The sequence below is a fragment of the Klebsiella pneumoniae subsp. pneumoniae HS11286 genome, assembly GCF_000240185.1.
Lineage (GTDB): Bacteria > Pseudomonadota > Gammaproteobacteria > Enterobacterales > Enterobacteriaceae > Klebsiella > Klebsiella pneumoniae.
This window is the reverse complement of the sequence record NC_016845.1, coordinates 1,377,559-1,392,987: the sequence shown is the minus strand read 5'-3', so window position 1 is coordinate 1,392,987 and position 15,429 is coordinate 1,377,559. Positions and strand designations below refer to the sequence as shown.

General features: G+C 60.3%; 19 protein-coding genes. 10 read left to right on the top strand and 9 right to left on the bottom strand.

Annotated elements, in window-relative coordinates; all coding sequences use genetic code 11:
* Window positions 1–27: 27 nt before the first annotated feature.
* The 3 genes from KPHS_13450 to KPHS_13430 all read left to right on the top strand — a co-directional run bounded on the left by KPHS_13450 (window position 28) and on the right by KPHS_13430 (window position 3,442).
* Window positions 28–1,761, top strand: a complete 1,734-nt coding sequence (locus KPHS_13450) for a putative arylsulfatase (RefSeq protein YP_005225645.1) — start codon at window positions 28–30, stop codon at window positions 1,759–1,761.
* 87 nt (window positions 1,762–1,848) lie between these two features.
* Window positions 1,849–2,625 carry a putative 3-ketoacyl-(acyl-carrier-protein) reductase gene (locus KPHS_13440; protein ID YP_005225644.1) on the top strand — a complete coding sequence of 259 codons (777 nt, stop codon included), beginning with the start codon at window positions 1,849–1,851 and terminating at the stop codon, window positions 2,623–2,625.
* 25 nt (window positions 2,626–2,650) lie between these two features.
* Window positions 2,651–3,442 (top strand): molybdenum cofactor biosynthesis protein F, encoded by a 792-nt coding sequence (locus KPHS_13430; RefSeq protein ID YP_005225643.1) that lies wholly within the window; start codon window positions 2,651–2,653, stop codon window positions 3,440–3,442.
* 668 nt (window positions 3,443–4,110) lie between these two features.
* On the opposite strand, the gene KPHS_13420 is transcribed toward KPHS_13430, so the two are convergent.
* From KPHS_13420 to KPHS_13390, 4 genes are all read right to left on the bottom strand, one after another.
* Window positions 4,111–5,064: a putative aldo/keto reductase gene (locus tag KPHS_13420; protein ID YP_005225642.1), complete on the bottom strand. Its 954-nt coding sequence runs from the start codon at window positions 5,062–5,064 to the stop codon at window positions 4,111–4,113.
* Between the two features lie 128 nt (window positions 5,065–5,192).
* On the bottom strand, window positions 5,193–5,969 hold the full coding sequence (locus KPHS_13410) for an amino acid ABC transporter substrate-binding protein (protein ID YP_005225641.1): 777 nt from the start codon (window positions 5,967–5,969) through the stop codon (window positions 5,193–5,195).
* Window positions 5,970–5,988: 19 nt separating this feature from the next.
* Window positions 5,989–7,167, bottom strand: coding sequence for an aminobenzoyl-glutamate utilization protein (locus tag KPHS_13400; protein YP_005225640.1), 1,179 nt, complete (start codon window positions 7,165–7,167; stop codon window positions 5,989–5,991).
* A 215-nt stretch (window positions 7,168–7,382) separates the two neighbouring features.
* Window positions 7,383–7,520 (bottom strand): hypothetical protein, encoded by a 138-nt coding sequence (locus tag KPHS_13390; RefSeq protein YP_005225639.1) that lies wholly within the window; start codon window positions 7,518–7,520, stop codon window positions 7,383–7,385.
* Between KPHS_13390 and KPHS_13380 the strand changes: the two genes are divergently transcribed.
* The gene (locus KPHS_13380; RefSeq protein ID YP_005225638.1) at window positions 7,483–7,608 is read left to right on the top strand and encodes a hypothetical protein; all 126 of its coding nucleotides are present in this window, start codon (window positions 7,483–7,485) and stop codon (window positions 7,606–7,608) included. The genes KPHS_13390 and KPHS_13380 overlap by 38 nt on opposite strands.
* Window positions 7,609–7,672: 64 nt before the next feature.
* Here KPHS_13380 and KPHS_13370 read toward each other — a convergent pair whose 3' ends face one another.
* Window positions 7,673–8,128 carry an RcnB family protein gene (locus KPHS_13370; RefSeq protein ID YP_005225637.1) on the bottom strand — a complete coding sequence of 152 codons (456 nt, stop codon included), beginning with the start codon at window positions 8,126–8,128 and terminating at the stop codon, window positions 7,673–7,675.
* Between the two features lie 168 nt (window positions 8,129–8,296).
* Window positions 8,297–8,686, bottom strand: coding sequence for a hypothetical protein (locus tag KPHS_13360; protein ID YP_005225636.1), 390 nt, complete (start codon window positions 8,684–8,686; stop codon window positions 8,297–8,299).
* 60 nt (window positions 8,687–8,746) lie between these two features.
* On the opposite strand from KPHS_13360, the gene KPHS_13350 reads away from it, so the two are divergent.
* The 4 genes from KPHS_13350 (at window position 8,747) to KPHS_13320 (ending at window position 11,960) form a co-directional block, all read left to right on the top strand.
* A complete protein-coding gene (locus tag KPHS_13350) occupies window positions 8,747–8,866 on the top strand; it encodes a hypothetical protein (protein ID YP_005225635.1) in 120 nt (39 codons plus the stop codon).
* Window positions 8,867–8,957: 91 nt separating this feature from the next.
* Window positions 8,958–10,076, top strand: a complete 1,119-nt coding sequence (locus KPHS_13340) for a putative periplasmic binding protein (protein ID YP_005225634.1) — start codon at window positions 8,958–8,960, stop codon at window positions 10,074–10,076.
* Between the two features lie 61 nt (window positions 10,077–10,137).
* On the top strand, window positions 10,138–11,166 hold the full coding sequence (locus KPHS_13330; RefSeq protein YP_005225633.1) for a putative FecCD-family membrane transport protein: 1,029 nt from the start codon (window positions 10,138–10,140) through the stop codon (window positions 11,164–11,166).
* Window positions 11,163–11,960, top strand: coding sequence for a putative ABC transporter (locus tag KPHS_13320; protein ID YP_005225632.1), 798 nt, complete (start codon window positions 11,163–11,165; stop codon window positions 11,958–11,960). The genes KPHS_13330 and KPHS_13320 overlap by 4 nt, the downstream gene beginning before the upstream one ends.
* A 40-nt stretch (window positions 11,961–12,000) precedes the next feature.
* On the opposite strand, the gene KPHS_13310 is transcribed toward KPHS_13320, so the two are convergent.
* The 3 genes from KPHS_13310 to KPHS_13290 all read right to left on the bottom strand — a co-directional run bounded on the left by KPHS_13310 (window position 12,001) and on the right by KPHS_13290 (window position 14,264).
* Window positions 12,001–13,143, bottom strand: a complete 1,143-nt coding sequence (locus tag KPHS_13310; RefSeq protein ID YP_005225631.1) for an auxiliary transport protein, membrane fusion protein (MFP) family — start codon at window positions 13,141–13,143, stop codon at window positions 12,001–12,003.
* A complete protein-coding gene (locus KPHS_13300) occupies window positions 13,143–13,487 on the bottom strand; it encodes a DUF3302 domain-containing protein (protein ID YP_005225630.1) in 345 nt (114 codons plus the stop codon). Before KPHS_13300 ends, KPHS_13310 begins: the two co-directional genes overlap by 1 nt.
* 135 nt (window positions 13,488–13,622) lie before the next feature.
* The gene (locus tag KPHS_13290; RefSeq protein YP_005225629.1) at window positions 13,623–14,264 is read right to left on the bottom strand and encodes a helix-turn-helix domain-containing protein; all 642 of its coding nucleotides are present in this window, start codon (window positions 14,262–14,264) and stop codon (window positions 13,623–13,625) included.
* Window positions 14,265–14,364: 100 nt separating this feature from the next.
* Between KPHS_13290 and KPHS_13280 the strand changes: the two genes are divergently transcribed.
* Window positions 14,365–14,484, top strand: coding sequence for a hypothetical protein (locus KPHS_13280; protein ID YP_005225628.1), 120 nt, complete (start codon window positions 14,365–14,367; stop codon window positions 14,482–14,484).
* Window positions 14,485–14,502: 18 nt separating this feature from the next.
* Entirely contained in the window at window positions 14,503–15,426 is a 924-nt protein-coding gene (locus KPHS_13270) for a fructokinase (RefSeq protein YP_005225627.1), read from the top strand.
* Window positions 15,427–15,429: the final 3 nt, after the last annotated feature.

Here is a 15,429-nt window from a genome sequence, read left to right as displayed (position 1 = left end):
ATCCCCCTCTGAACAGGAGAGTCAGTCGTGAACAAAAAAGCCATGGCCGCGGCGGTCAGCATGATCCTCGCCGGTGGCGCGCACGCCGCGCAGCAGGAGCGTCCAAACGTCATCGTGATTATCGCCGATGATATGGGCTACTCGGACATCAGCCCCTTTGGCGGCGAGATCCCCACCCCCAACCTGCAGGCGATGGCCGAGCAGGGAATGCGCATGAGCCAGTATTACACCTCGCCGATGTCGGCCCCGGCGCGCTCAATGCTGCTCACCGGCAACAGTAACCAGCAGGCTGGGATGGGCGGCATGTGGTGGTACGACAGCACCATTGGCAAGGAGGGCTACGAGCTGCGGCTGACCGACCGCGTCACCACCATGGCCGAGCGCTTTAAAGACGCGGGGTATAACACCCTGATGGCCGGTAAATGGCACCTCGGTTTTGTTCCCGGCGCCACGCCGAAAGATCGCGGCTTTAATCACGCCTTCGCCTTTATGGGCGGCGGCACCAGCCACTTTAACGACGCGATACCGCTGGGGACCGTTGAAGCCTTCCACACCTACTACACCCGCGACGGCGAGCGCGTCTCCCTACCGGATGATTTTTACTCCAGCGAAGCCTACGCCCGCCAGATGAACAGCTGGATTAAAGCGACGCCGAAGGAACAGCCGGTCTTCGCCTGGCTGGCCTTCACCGCCCCTCATGATCCCCTGCAGGCGCCGGACGAGTGGATTAAGCGCTTCAAAGGCCAGTATGAGCAGGGTTACGCCGAGGTCTATCGCCAGCGCATCGCCCGCCTGAAAGCGCTGGGAATTATCCATGACGATACCCCGCTGCCGCATCTGGAGCTGGATAAAGAGTGGGAGGCACTAACGCCAGAGCAGCAGAAATATACGGCAAAAGTGATGCAGGTATATGCGGCGATGATCGCCAATATGGACGCGCAAATCGGCACCCTGATGGAGACGCTGAAACAAACCGGGCGCGATAAAAATACCCTGCTGGTCTTTTTAACCGATAACGGCGCCAACCCGGCGCAGGGTTTCTACTACGAATCTACCCCGGAATTCTGGAAGCAGTTCGATAACAGCTATGACAACGTCGGCCGCAAAGGATCATTTGTCTCCTACGGCCCCCACTGGGCCAACGTCAGCAACGCCCCCTACGCCAATTATCACAAAACCACCAGCGCCCAGGGCGGCATCAATACCGACTTTATGATCTCCGGTCCCGGGATCACCCGCCACGGTAAAATCGACGCCTCGACGATGGCGGTGTATGACGTGGCGCCGACGCTATATGAGTTCGCCGGCATCGATCCGAACAAGTCGCTGGCGAAGAAGTCGGTGTTGCCGATGATCGGCGTCAGCTTTAAGCGCTATCTCACCGGCGAAGTACAGGAGCCGCCGCGCGGCAACTACGGGGTTGAACTGCATCATCAGGCGGCCTGGGTCGATGGCGAATGGAAGCTGCGACGGCTGGTGCCGCGCGGCCTCACCGCCGGCGACGCGCCGTGGCAGCTGTTTAATCTGCACGACGACCCGCTGGAGACGCATGATGTCGCGGCCGAACATCCCGATCGGGTCAAAGCCATGAGCGAGGCCTACGAGGCATTTGCTAAGCGCACCATGGTTACCAAAGCGCAGGGCAAAATGATCGACTACGTCGGTATCGATAGCAAAACCGGGCGCTATCTGGCGGTCGACCCCGCCACCATGAAGCCGGTGCCTGCGCCGCAGGCGATCCCTGTGAGCGAGATCCATTAACCGCCACGGCTATCGTTCTTCCGGGCGATAGCCGGGACCTGACGCGCTTTTTAAGGTAATCGGAAACCCCATTACAGGAGAGTGCGGATGGCGAGAGTCGTGGTGATAACCGGCGGTGGAACCGGAATTGGCGCCGCCTGCCCGCGGCTGATGCGCGCCGCGGGCGACCGGGTGTTTATTACCGGACGGCGCGAAGCGCCGCTGCAGGCTGTCGCTGATGAGACCGGCGCCACGGCGCTGGTGGGCGATGCCGCCGACGGCGAGGTGTGGCGCCAGCGGCTGCTGCCGGCCATCCTCGACCAGACCGGCGGGATTGATGTCCTCATCTGCAGCGCCGGCGGGATGGGCAACAGCCCCGCCGCCGAGACCAGCGACCGCCAATGGCGCGAGGCGCTGGACGGCAATCTAACCAGCGCCTTCGCCAGCGTTCGCGCCTGTCTGCCTTCGCTGATTGCCCGCCGCGGCAATGTGCTGTTTGTCGCCTCCATCGCCTCTCTGGCCGCCGGGCCGCAGGCCTGCGGCTACGTCACCGCCAAACACGCTTTAATCGGCCTGATGCGCTCCGTCGCCCGCGATTATGGCCCCCAGGGGGTACGCGCTAACGCCGTCTGTCCCGGCTGGGTCACGACGCCGATGGCGGATGAAGAGATGCGCCCGCTGATGCAGGCGGAAGGGCTGTCGCTGACTGAGGCTTATCAGCGGGTCTGTCGTGACGTTCCGCTGCGCCGCCCCGCCAGCCCCGAGGAGATAGCCCAGGCCAGTCAGTTTCTCTGTTCGCCGCAGGCCGCCATCATCAGCGGCGCTACGCTGGTCGCCGACGGCGGGGCCAGTATCGTCGATGTTCCCACTCTGGCGTTTGCCTAACGCCCTACTCTGTTCAGGAGCCCCTATGACTTCAGAAGCCGTATTTATCCAGGTCGGCGCGCTGGCCGATGGTTTTGCGCCGCACGGTAACCTGCTGGCTACCGCCAGCCTGCCCGCCGGCGAAAACTTTACCTTTTATGTCGCCGGGAGCGAGCCGCAGCAGCTGGTTATCGAAGATGAGCAGACGCTAAGCTGGAACGGCAAGCGCGCCCCCTGGCGGGCGACCGCCCTGCGCCCGGACATTCTGTTTATCGACTTCCTTGACCCGGAGCGGGATAACGCCAGCATTAGCGCGGTATGCAACCTGACGCAGCGCAATGCCACGCTGGTATACGGCCAGCTGCCGGACGAAGCCGCCGCGCGGCTGGACGCCTTCAGCCGGGTAGAACAAGGGTTGCCGCTGACCGCGGTTGAGGCCCGTTTCGTCTTCGCCCGCCTGGATGCCCAGCCGGGGCCGTTGCCGGGCTTTACCGATGCGCTCATTGGCATGCGCAATCAGTACACCTATAGCCCGACCGAGCGCTATGAGCACATCTATCTCAACGATAATTTTTACGCCTGGCAGTGTCTGGACGGCGTGGAAAAGGGGCTGGCGGATGTCGATCGCTGCCACTATGTGCAGGTGGCTGAGGATCTCTATCTGTTCGTCTGGCGGGAGAAAATCATTCCCACGCTGGGGGTGATCCTCATCGATCTGCAGCAGATGCGCACTGACGGCAAGATCATGGGCTATCAGGGCAGCGATTTCGGCGCCCTCAGCAATTTTCCGGTCGGCGCCAGCGCGAAGATCCTCAACGTCACCCGCCATCAGGAATAGTAGGGCGCCGCCGGGCACGCTTTCAGGCACCGCACCCGTCATTTCGCCGGGTGGCGGCTGCGCCTTACCCGGCCTACCGGGGCCTCTCACAGGCTCACACCTCGCAGGCCCGGTAAGCGCAGCGCCACCGGGCGATGCTATCAGGCACAGAGCCGCTTTATTGCCGGGTGGCGGCTGGCGCCTTACCCGGCCTACGATTCGCGCAACCTGTCGTTAATTTATTCACCAGTCTTGCTGAAACTGCCGGTGTTGCGGCCTCAACATCGCTGAGACGTTCCCGGAAGGCCGGGGCAGCCCGCATGGATGCGGGCTGAGGGCCGTGTTTTGCACGGACGCTGCCTCGGCCCGACCCGAAGCCTGCAGGGATAAGTCGAAGGCACCGCGCAGCGGCGATGTTGCTGGCCGGAGCCCGGGGGTACAGGGGGCGGCGGCGACTGGCCGCCCCCTGTGCGCTCCCTGCACCATGACTGCCATAACGCAGACAATTAACCGGGAGCGCAATCGGCCCGGAAGTAACATAGAAGCTGTAGCCCTGCTAAGCGCAGCGCGGGCAGGGACATTTCCGGTTGCGCCGTTATTTTGCCGGGTGGCGGCTGGCGCCTTACCCGGCCTACGCTCCGCGTCATGTATAGCCTTCCCCCCTCTCCCCGCCGGGAAGAGGGATTGCCTCAGGCGCTGGCGCCGTCCAGCCGCGCCACTTGCTCCGCGCTCAGGCTCAGCGCCGCCGCGCGGGCAAAACTCTCCACCTGAGCCACGCTGGTGGCGCTGGCGATCGGCGCGGTCACCCCTTCGCGGCCGATCAGCCACGCCAGGGCAACCTCAGCCGGCTTCGCGCCCTGCTCGTCCGCGACCGCCGCCAGGGTATCGATAATCCGCATCCCGCGCGGATTCAGGTACTTACCAATCCCGCTTCCGCGCTGACTCTGTGTCAGATCCGACGGCTGGCGGTACTTACCGGTTAAGAACCCCGAGGCCAGGCTGTAGTAGGTCACCACCCCGATATCGCGGCTGACGCAGAGATCGCACAGCGCGCCTTCAAACGCAGAGCGGTGGTAGAGGTTATATTCCGGCTGCAGCACCTGCCACGCAGGCAAGCCGCCCTTACGCGCCACCTCCAGCGCCCCCGCCAGCTGCATCGCATCGAGGTTAGAGGCCCCCATCGCGCGGATTTTTCCGGCCTGCTGCAGGCTGTGGAAGGCCTCCAGCGTTTCCGCCACCGGGGTTTGCGGATCCGGCCAGTGGGAGAAATAGAGGTCGATATAATCGGTATTCAGGCGACGCAGAGAGTCGTCAACCGCCTGTTGGATCCAGGCTTTGCTGAGCCCTTTATGGCCGGGGAGGCCGAGATCGGAGCCGACTTTGGTGAAAATTTTGACTTTATCGCGCATGCCGGGGCGCGCCTGTAGCCAGCGGCCGATTATGGTTTCAGATTCGCCGCCCTGGTTGCCCTCCGCCCAGCGGGAATAAACATCCGCCGTATCGATAGCGTCAAAACCGTGGTCAACGAAAGCATCAAGAAGAGCAAAACTGGTTTTTTCATCGATGGTCCAGCCAAAGACGTTGCCGCCAAAGACTAATGGGGCGATGGAAAATCCGGTTTTGCCCAAAGGACGTGTCATCATGCCGAGTACTCCTTAGCTTATATTCTGCTTCCCTCAGGTAACCACAGGGGTCAGGAGAGGAGGTCGATTGGATAATCAGAAAAGGAATCTTACGGCGGGCGCTCCACGCCCGCAGGTACACTCTGACATTATGTCCCGGAATAAACATCAAAGCTAAAATATTTGCCAGCTAATTTTTTATAGGTGCCGTCGGCAAGAATCTTCGCAATCGCGCCGTTAATTTCCTGACGCAGCGCCTCATCGTCTTTACGCAAACCTATCGCCGCCCCGGCGCCAAACAGCGTATCGTCCTGCAGATGGCCGCCGACAAAGGCGAATTCTTTACCCTGCGGCTGCTGCAGGAAGCTGTAGTCGGCCATCATCCCGGAGAGCACCGCGCCGTCGATGCGCCCCGACTCCAGGTCACGCACCACGCTATCGGCCCCCTGGTAGGCCACAATGTTTATCCCCTGCGGCCGCCAGTGCTGGTTAACATACGTCTCCTGCGCCGAGCCCTGCTCCACGCCGATGGTTTTGCCCTTCAGCTGTTCCGGCGTATTGCCTTGCAGGGTATTTTTACGCGCCACGAGGAACACCGGCCCGTTATACAACTTGTCGCTAAAGGCAATCTGCGCTTTGCGCTTCTCGGTCATATACATCCCGGAAAGGATCGCGTCGAATTTACGCGCCTTCAGCGCCGGGATAATGCCGTCGAAATTGCTTTCCACCCACACGCATTTCGCCTGCAGCTGCTGACAAATGGCGTTGCCTAAATCGATATCAAACCCCGCCAGCTTGCCCTGCGGATCTTTCCATTCAAACGGCGCGAAAGTCGGGTCGACGCCGAAGCGGATCTCCTTTCCCCCTTCGGCCAGCGCCGACGTCGACGCCATTAATGCCAGCCATAGCAACAGTGATTTTTTCATTCGCGTTCTTCTCCAGAGATTAGCGACAGTGTTTTTCCACCAGACGGGCGAACAGCGTCGCGCCGATGGTGATAATGTCATCGTTAAAGTCGTAGCCGGGGTTGTGCACCATGCAACCGCCCTTCTCCCCTTTCTCGCCATTGCCGAGCAGGAAGTAGCTGCCCGGGCGTTCGCGCAGCATAAAAGCGAAATCCTCGCTGGCGTTCATCGGCGAGACCGACTCCAGGACCCCTTCGCGGCCAAACACCTCCAGCGCCAGCGCCCGGGCGAAATCGGTCTCTTCAGGACTGTTGGTTAATACCGGATAGGAGTCGTAAACCTCCACTACGCTGCTGGCGCCATAGCTTTTGGCGGTAAAGTCAGCGAGCTCGTGAATACGCTTGATCAGCAGGTCGCGGATTTCCTGCTTCATCGCCCGCACGCTCAGCTCCATCACCGCGCTCTCCGGAATGACGTTGGAGGCGATACCGGCCTGGAAGGTGCCGACGCTGACCACTGCCGTTTCCCCCGGCGGCACGTTGCGCGCCACAATGCTCTGCAGGGCCATCACCAGCGCCGCACCGGCGACGATCGGGTCGACGGTGCGCTCGGGGTGGGCGCCGTGGCCGCCGTAGCCGGTAATCGTGATTTTGACGGTGTCCGCCGAGGCCATGAAGTTGCCGGCGTAGAAGCCCAGCTTGCCTACAGGCAGGCCTGGCATGTTGTGCAAGCCAAAGATGCGTTCGCAGGGGAACTGCTCGAACAGGCCGTCTTTAATCATTAAATCCGCGCCGCCGATAGCCTCTTCCGCCGGCTGAAAAATCAGATGCACCGTGCCGTTGAACTGACAGGCCGGCGAGGCGATATATTTCGCCGCCGCCAGCAGAATGGTGGTGTGACCGTCATGGCCGCAGGCGTGCATTTTTCCTGGCGCCGTGCTGGCCCAGGGTAAACCGGTGGTTTCCTCGATCGGCAGGGCATCCATATCGGCGCGTAAACCGATGGTGCGCGGAGAATCGCCTTTGCTCAGGCTGCCGACCACGCCGGTCTTGCCGAGACCGCGCGTCACCTGATAGCCCCATTCCGTCAGCTTGCTGGCGACCAGTTCGCTGGTATTAAACTCTTCAAGACTTAATTCCGGATTGGCATGTAAATAATGACGGATAGAAATCATTTCCGCTTCCGTCGCTTTAATTTCTGGAATTACATAATCACTCATGCCGCTCTCCGGGAAATAAATTAAGGACTTATCACGGTATCGCGATGAAAAGTTTATGCAAGCAGCATTTCTAATACCTGGAATGGACGCATCTTATTTAATAATTCACTCATCACAGCGCAATGAATAATAAAAATAGTGCAATTAAAAAATAAAAGTTTATTTTTTTGAGGATTTCCAGTTATTTACCCTACCGTGCACGGCCACATCCAGCGTTATATAAAATAAACGGGCAGGCAATTACAGAGGCTTTTCCTTCTCGCAATCGTTGCGCTGGCGGGCTGCAGCGCGCCGATCGCCGCCGCTTCCAGCGGCGTGGCGTCAGATACCGCCTCGTTGTCCTCGAAGGTCAACGTTTATCATCTGACCGAAAAAGAACTGTCCACCCAGGCAACGATCAATGGTTATAAATACTGGCCGGATGCTGCGCTGGATCCGTAGCTTTCCGCGAGTGCGCCATCGCCGGATCAGGCTTTTCCTGACCCGGCGTCGCGGAGCAGCGCATTTAGTGGCCGAGGGCGCCGCTCACCAGAATCGAGGTGATGATCCCGGTCGCCGCGGCGATCAGCACATAGTTACCGTCGATATAGGACCAGTGATGGCCTTCCGGCGGGGGCGGCAGGCCGCGGTCGCTCCAGTCGCGGACGCGATATTCATCGCCACGGAACGGCGCCGGAGCCGGGTGGCCTTTGCGGAAATCGTTCCCGCGCCAGGCGAAATGGTCCTGCTCATGACGTGCCAGATCGCGTTTGTCATGGCCGTCGCGATCCGGGCCACGCTGGTCATGGTCGCCCTGATGATGCGCGTCAGGTCCGCCCTGCGGTGCATGCCCGTCATGGTCCGGACCGTTCTGCCACACCGTGGGTTGCCCCGGACGATGGCCGTCGTTCGGGCCATCGGCAAAGGCCGGGACGCTCAGCACACAGGATAAAATTACTGCCAGAGAAATCATCTTTTTCATGGTACACCTCCTGATTCAGCTCCTTTGTACCGGGCAAATGTGAAGAAAGAGTGAGTAACTGGTTAACCAGGACGATTCCTGGCATCGGCAGTCGGGAAGAGGTTGTGCTGATGGCGGGGCAATAAAAAAGGCCGCTTTCGCGACCTTTATTCAGACAGGTTAAAGGACTTATTCAGTCACTTTATTTTTTAATTCTTCGGCGCCGGTTTTGGTTTTATCCCAGCCCTTTTCCGCACCGGATTTGGTAGCGTTCCAGCCTTTTTCACTGACCTCTTTGGTCTTATCCCACCCCTTCTCGGTGCCTTCTTTGGTCTTGTTCCAGGTTTTCTGCGCGCCTTCGCTCACCTGGCTGCCGACGCTGTCCTGCTTGCCTTCGGCGGCGTGTTTCGCCTTCAGCTGCTGCTCTTCGCCCTCGTGCTGGGCCTGATGCAGCTTCTCTTTAGCGGTGTTGGCGTTGGCATTCGCCGCCGCGACGGTATCATCTGTTGCATGTGTTGTCGCAGCAAAAACCGGAGCCGCAACCAGAATAGCCGATAACGCAATCATTGCTTTTTTCATAATATCCTCTCTCACGTGTCGTGTTATGAGTCGCATTCAGGATGGCACAACGAACCGGGGATGACATTAGGAATTAGCCTGAAAAACGTCTTCGACCTCCAGCCATGGCAGAAAATGCTGCCGCCGCGCGCGCCCTGTCGGCGTTGGCATAATTTCCAACATGTTTGTTACATTTTATGAAATTTGCCCTTGATATACTTGCCGTTGACGTTTACTCGAGAATAATTCTCAGAATCATTATATTTATAAATTGGCAAACGGAACTCATTTTATGGCAAGAAAATCAGTAAGATCGCTGTTACTTACTGCGCTGCTCGCGACGCCCCTCCTCAGCTATGCAACCCAATATCCCCTGACGGTCACGGACCTTGACGGCCGGCAGGTCACCCTCGCCAAAGAGCCGCAGCGTATTATTTTGCAGGATGGTCGCGACATTATGACCCTCGCCCTGCTGGACCGGGACAATCCGTTTAAACGGCTGGTGGCATGGAATAATCTGGCGAAAAAGCAGGATGTTGCCACCTGGCAGATGCTGAAAACGACGTGGCCCCAGTCGGCCACGATCCTTGACATGGGCTTCAGCGATAAAGGGAACGTCGATCTTGAAAGCGTCATCGCCCGTCAGCCGGATCTGATGATCGCCCAGCTGCGCGCCAGGCCAGCGCTGATGGAGAGCGGCGTCATCGACAAGCTCAGCGCCCTGCACGTTCCGGTGCTGTTTGTCGACTATGAGATCGCCCCGGCGAAAGATACCGCCCCCAGCATCGACCTGCTGGGCAAAGTCCTTAACCGCGAGAGCCAGGCCAAAGCCTTTACCGATTACTATCGTCAGCAGCTGCAGTCGATTCGCCAGAAGACCGCGACCATCACGCCGAAGGCCAACGTCTTCGTGGAAGCGCTGGCCGGCAACAGCGACGCCTGCTGCTTTACCCACGGCCACAGCGGCTGGGGCGGGCTGGTGGAGGCGGTCGGGGCGAACAATATCGGTTCGCAGCTGCTGCCGGGCGCCTCCGGGTTCGTTTCGCTGGAGAAAATCATCAGCATGAAGCCCGACGCCTGGATCATGACCGGCTCGAAGCGCGGCAACAGCCAGGTGTTGCCCCTGGGTTATGCGGTTAAGCCAGAGGCGGTGAAGGCCCAGGCGCAGACGCTGCTGGCGCGGCCTGGGGTCAGCCAGATCCCGGCGGTACAGGAAAAGCGGGCCTATGGCGTTTATCACCACTTCTATAACCACCCGTGGAATATTGTCGGCATGGAATACCTGGCGAAAGATATCTACCCGCAGGCCTTCGGCGATCTCAACCCGGATGAGACGTACCATTATATCGTGCGCCATTTCACCGACCTGCCGGACCAACCGTTCGTCTTCTCCTGGCAGCAGAGCGAGTAAATACAGCATGCGTTTAACCTCCGACTCCGTGCTCGACGGGCTGCCCGCCGGGACCTCTGGCATGATGAATGATTATCGCCGTATCGTGCGTCGCCGTCTGCTGCTGATCCTCCTGCTGGCGCTGTTGATTGTCGCGTCGCTGCTGCTCGATTTTATGCTCGGCCCCTCCGGTCTGCCGCTGCAGAGCCTGTGGCAGACGTTAACCGATCCGGCCAGCGCCGATCCGGGCACGCGCGCCATCGTCTGGGATATCCGCCTGCCCTATGCGGTGATGGCGATTATCGTCGGTCTGGCGCTGGGACTGGCCGGCGCCGAAATGCAGACCATCCTCAATAACCCGCTGGCCAGCCCGTTTACCCTCGGCGTCTCCTCGGCTGCGGCGTTTGGCGCCGCGCTGGCGATTGTGCTCGGTATTGGCCTGCCCGGTATTCCCGGCCAGTGGTTTATCTCGGCCAACGCCTTTATCTTCGCCCTGCTGGCGGCCCTGCTGCTGGACGGCATCACCCGCTGGACCCAGGTGGCCACCTCCGGCGTCATTCTGTTCGGCATCGCGCTGGTCTTTACCTTTAACGCTCTGGTCTCGATGCTGCAGTTCATCGCCAACGAAGACACGCTGCAGGGGCTGGTGTTCTGGACCATGGGCAGCATCGATCGCGCCTCCTGGAGCAAAGTCGCCATCCTGCTGGTCGCCCTGGCGCTGGTGATGCCCCTGTCGCTGCGCAGCGCGTGGAAGCTGACCGCCCTGCGGTTGGGCGAGGACCGGGCCATCAGCTTTGGCATTAACGTTCGCCGTCTGCGCCTGACCACGCTGCTGCGGATCAGCATTCTGTCAGCGCTTTCGGTGGCCTTTGTCGGGCCAATCGGCTTTATCGGCCTGGTGGCGCCGCATATTGCGCGGATGCTCTTCGGCGAAGACCATCGCTTTTACCTGCCCGCCAGCGCGCTGATCGGCGCCCTGGTGCTCTCCCTGGCCTCCATCGCCTCGAAAAACCTGATCCCGGGGGCCATTATTCCGGTGGGGATCGTCACTTCCCTGGTCGGGGTCCCGTTCTTTTTGAGCATCATTTTACGTCATCGGGGGCAGGTATGAGCGACCAGACATTATCCGGGCTGTCGCTGTCTCACTTCAGCGCCGGCTACCCCAGACGCAAGGTGATCGAGAACCTGACGGTTCCCCATCTGCCGCGAGGGAAAATCACCGCGCTGCTGGGGCCAAACGGCAGCGGTAAATCAACGTTAATGCGGGCGATGGCGGGTCTGGGCCCCTGCCGCGGCGAGCTGCTGCTGGAGGGGGAAAATCTGCTGACGCAGCCGTTCTCACGTCGCGCAGAGCAGGTGGTCTATCTTCCGCAGACGCTGCCCGCCGGCGTGCATCTGCATGTGCTGGAGTCGATTATCGTTGCCCAGCGCGCCGCCGGAGGACGCCACAGTCCGCAGCGCCAGGAGGAAGTGATGGCGCTGCTGCGACAGCTGGGGATTGCCCATCTGGCGATGAGCTACCTCGATCAGCTCTCCGGCGGGCAAAAGCAGCTGGTGGGTCTCGCCCAGTCGCTGATCCGCCAGCCGCGCCTGCTGCTGCTCGACGAACCGCTCAGCGCCCTTGACCTCAACTACCAGTTTCACGTGATGGATCTGGTGCGCCGGGAGACCCGGCGGCGCAACATCGTGACCCTGGTGGTGGTGCACGACATCAATATTGCCCTGCGTCACGCCGACCACGTGCTGATGCTCAAGGCGGGCCAGCTGCTCGGCGACGGCACCCCGGCCGCGGTCATCACCCCCGAGACTCTGGCGGCCGTCTATGGGGTGCGCGGGCGTATTGAACCCTGTTCGCAGGGGGTGCGGCAGGTGATTATTGACGGCCTGGTGGACAGCGAGGCCTGACCGCGGCGCGGGGCGGTTCGTCCGCCCCGCGCCCGCCGGCTTAGTGATCGAGATAGATATAGTTTTCCCAGCTTTTCATACGGATCAGGATCTTCCTGATCAGCGACAGCTCTTTCAGATGATCCGAGTAGACCGCCGCCTCGAGGGTGGCCCCCTGCGGCAGAGCGTATTCGGCAAAACGCGGATCGGTCACCTTCAGCACCACCAGCGCCCGGCCATGGGTATTGAGCGCGTCTGTGGTCAGCAGTTTGCCCTGCCCCTGGAACTGGCTCTCGCCAATCGCCGGCAGCACGTCGGCCACTTCTCCGCGAAAGACGGTGCCCGGGATAGCCGGAAACATCAGCTCCGCGGGCTCGCCTTTGTGCAGACGCTGCAGGGCGTTCTGGCGAAATGCCGCGACGTACTCCCGCGAGGCGGCGCCCTCCACCGGCACAAAGGTCATCAGCGGGATCATCCCCAGCGCAGTGGACATGGTGCCCGGCCGTAAGCCGACGGTACTGACATAGCCATCCTCCGGGGCGCGGACGACGGTGTTCTCCAGCTGAAACTGCGCCTTTTGCAGCTGCGCCAGCAGGGAGGCCACGGTGGTGTTTTTGCCCTTCACCACCGAGTCCAGCGCATTACGCGCCTGAACCACCTTTGCCTGAGCCGCGCTGACGCTGGCTTCATCGGCTTTCCACGTCTGCAGACGGGTATCAACCATTTGATCGGAGAAGGCGCCCTGGGCATGGCCCTCCCGATAGCGGGCATACTCTCGCCGCGACTGGTCACGCTGGGCCACCGCTCTGCTCAGCTCGGCCTGCGCCTGGCTTAACGCCGCGTTTAAGGAGAGCGCATCCTGACTGGCAGCTTTTATCTGCGCCTGCAGATCGTCCACTTTCGCCTGGAACGGCGTCGGGTCGAGGGTAAACAGCACATCGCCCTTATGCAGCATCTGGTTAGGCTTCACCGGTACGCTCTGCACCCGGCCGCGTACCTGCGACACAATCGGCACGGTGCGAAACACCTGGTTACCGACGTCGGTATAAGGGAAGTTGTAGTTCATCCCGAAGATCACCGCGCCAATCAGGGCGATACCGCCGAGCACCGCCGTCGGCACGGTCCACTTATTGAGCGGGATGCGAAAAACTTTAAACACCACGATGCATAGCGCGGCGTAGGTCAGCAACATTAACGTTTCCATTATTTTGCCTCCTTCGCTTTCAGAACGTCCACCTCGCGCTGGACCTGTTCCAGCTGCTGGACCACCGTTTCCAGACGCTGATGCAGCGCCTGCTGCTCGTCGGCAATGTGGCGCATCCCCCATCCGCGGTCTTCGCGCCACAGCGTCGCCCAGATCCATAACAAGGGCCACAGCGCGTGGAGGGTAAATAAGCTGACCCAACCGGCATAATGAATCGCATCCTGATGAGGATGACGCCGCTCTTTGGCGATTTCATAAGGAATATCGTGAATAACAATCACGCCATAAAAAAGTATTAAGGCCACGGCGATCAGAATGGCCAGCGCCACATAGTCCAGGGTCATAAAATAACTCCAGAGTGCAAGGTTAAATAAATAAAACAGCCAGATTCAGGCGTAACGGGGCCGGGGGAAAAAGCGCGCTTAGCGCTTTCCCTGGCGGTAATAGCAACGTGATGGCGTGAATCTGCCGAATCGGATTTAGAATTTCTCAGGAATATGACGGTCGATGGAGATCAGCTTGCCTTTTTTCACCGTGATATATCCCCCCTCGCGCAGCGCGGCCAGCACCTGGTACACATAGCTGCGCGAGAGATTGGTTCGTTTAATAATAAATGCCGACAGGCTCTCATGCTGACCCCCATCAATTTCGCCGCGATATAAATAGCGCGACAGCATCGATTTAATGGTCTGAAAGCTGGTCTGGCTGCCGCGTTCATAGTGGGCATCAAGGGCAAATATGCCCATATAGGCCAGGATCGTGGTCAGCTCTTGCATATAGCCCGGCGACGAATGAAAGAATATTCGCTCAAAATCGCTGGCGGTTATTTTCGCCAGCTGGCACTCGCCCAGACACTGATAATAGAGCGCGACCGACGGACAATAATGTTCCAGTAATCCTAACGGCATATGCGCGATAACAATCCCGACCAGGTTCTGCTCATCGCCAAAGGCCAATGTCATTTGCCCCTGCAGCAGAAAGTAGAGATAGCCCGGCTGCGGAATAAAGCCCTGGTCTTTGCCCAAACTCAGCGTTTCACTGCAGGCGATCACCGCCGGCAGATGCGTAGTCAGCGTCAGCTTCTGGTACCGATCGTAAATATCGCCAAAACTGGGGTTCATCGCGCTACGCACTCCTTTACCTTTGGCCACCGCGGCGGGGCTAACCGCGACCTGGTGAACTATACCTAAGCGGGTGGGGAAGGAAAAGTCCAGATCTGGAGTGGCGAAATATTCCGCCTGGCTCACATTTTTTACCCTCGCCTCCCTGTTTCGTGACCCAATCGTTCCGCTTACCGGTGGGCTGTGCTTTAATGAGCTAAACCGGTTTAATAAAGTTTAGCTTAGAGGAGCTTGTCGTATGAATGGAAAAATCTGGGTACTCGGCGATGCGGTCGTCGATCTCCTGCCCGATGGAGAGGGCCGCCTGCTGCAATGCCCCGGCGGCGCGCCGGCCAACGTGGCGGTCGGTGTGGCGCGGCTCGGCGGTGACAGCGGGTTTATCGGCCGCGTCGGCGACGATCCCTTCGGCCGTTTTATGCTTCACACCCTGGCGCAGGAGCAAGTGGATGTGAACTATATGCGCCTCGATGCGGCGCAGCGCACCTCCACGGTGGTGGTCGATCTCGATAGCCACGGGGAGCGCACCTTTACCTTTATGGTCCGTCCGAGCGCCGACCTGTTCCTTCAGCCCGAGGATCTCCCGCCGTTTGCCGCCGGTCAGTGGCTGCACGTCTGCTCCATCGCTCTCAGCGCGGAGCCGAGCCGCAGCACGACATTCGCGGCGATGGAGGCGATAAAGCGCGCCGGGGGCTATGTCAGCTTCGACCCCAATATCCGCAGCGACCTGTGGCAGGATCCGCAGGACCTTCGCGACTGTCTCGACCGGGCGCTGGCCCTCGCCGACGCCATAAAACTTTCGGAAGAGGAGCTGGCGTTTATCATCGGCAGCGACGACATCGTCAGCGGCATCGCCCGGCTGAACGCCCGCTTCCAGCCGACGCTACTGCTGGTGACCCAGGGTAAAGCGGGGGTACAGGCCGCCCTGCGCGGGCAGGTTAGCCACTTCCCTGCCCGCCCGGTGGTGGCCGTCGATACCACCGGCGCCGGCGATGCCTTTGTCGCCGGGCTACTCGCCGGCCTCGCCGCCCACGGTATCCCGGACAACCTCGCAGCCCTGGCTCCCGACCTCGCGCTGGCGCAAACCTGCGGCGCGCTGGCCACCACCGCCAAAGGCGCCATGACCGCCCTGCCCTACAGGGACGATCTTCAGCGCTCGCTGTGATCC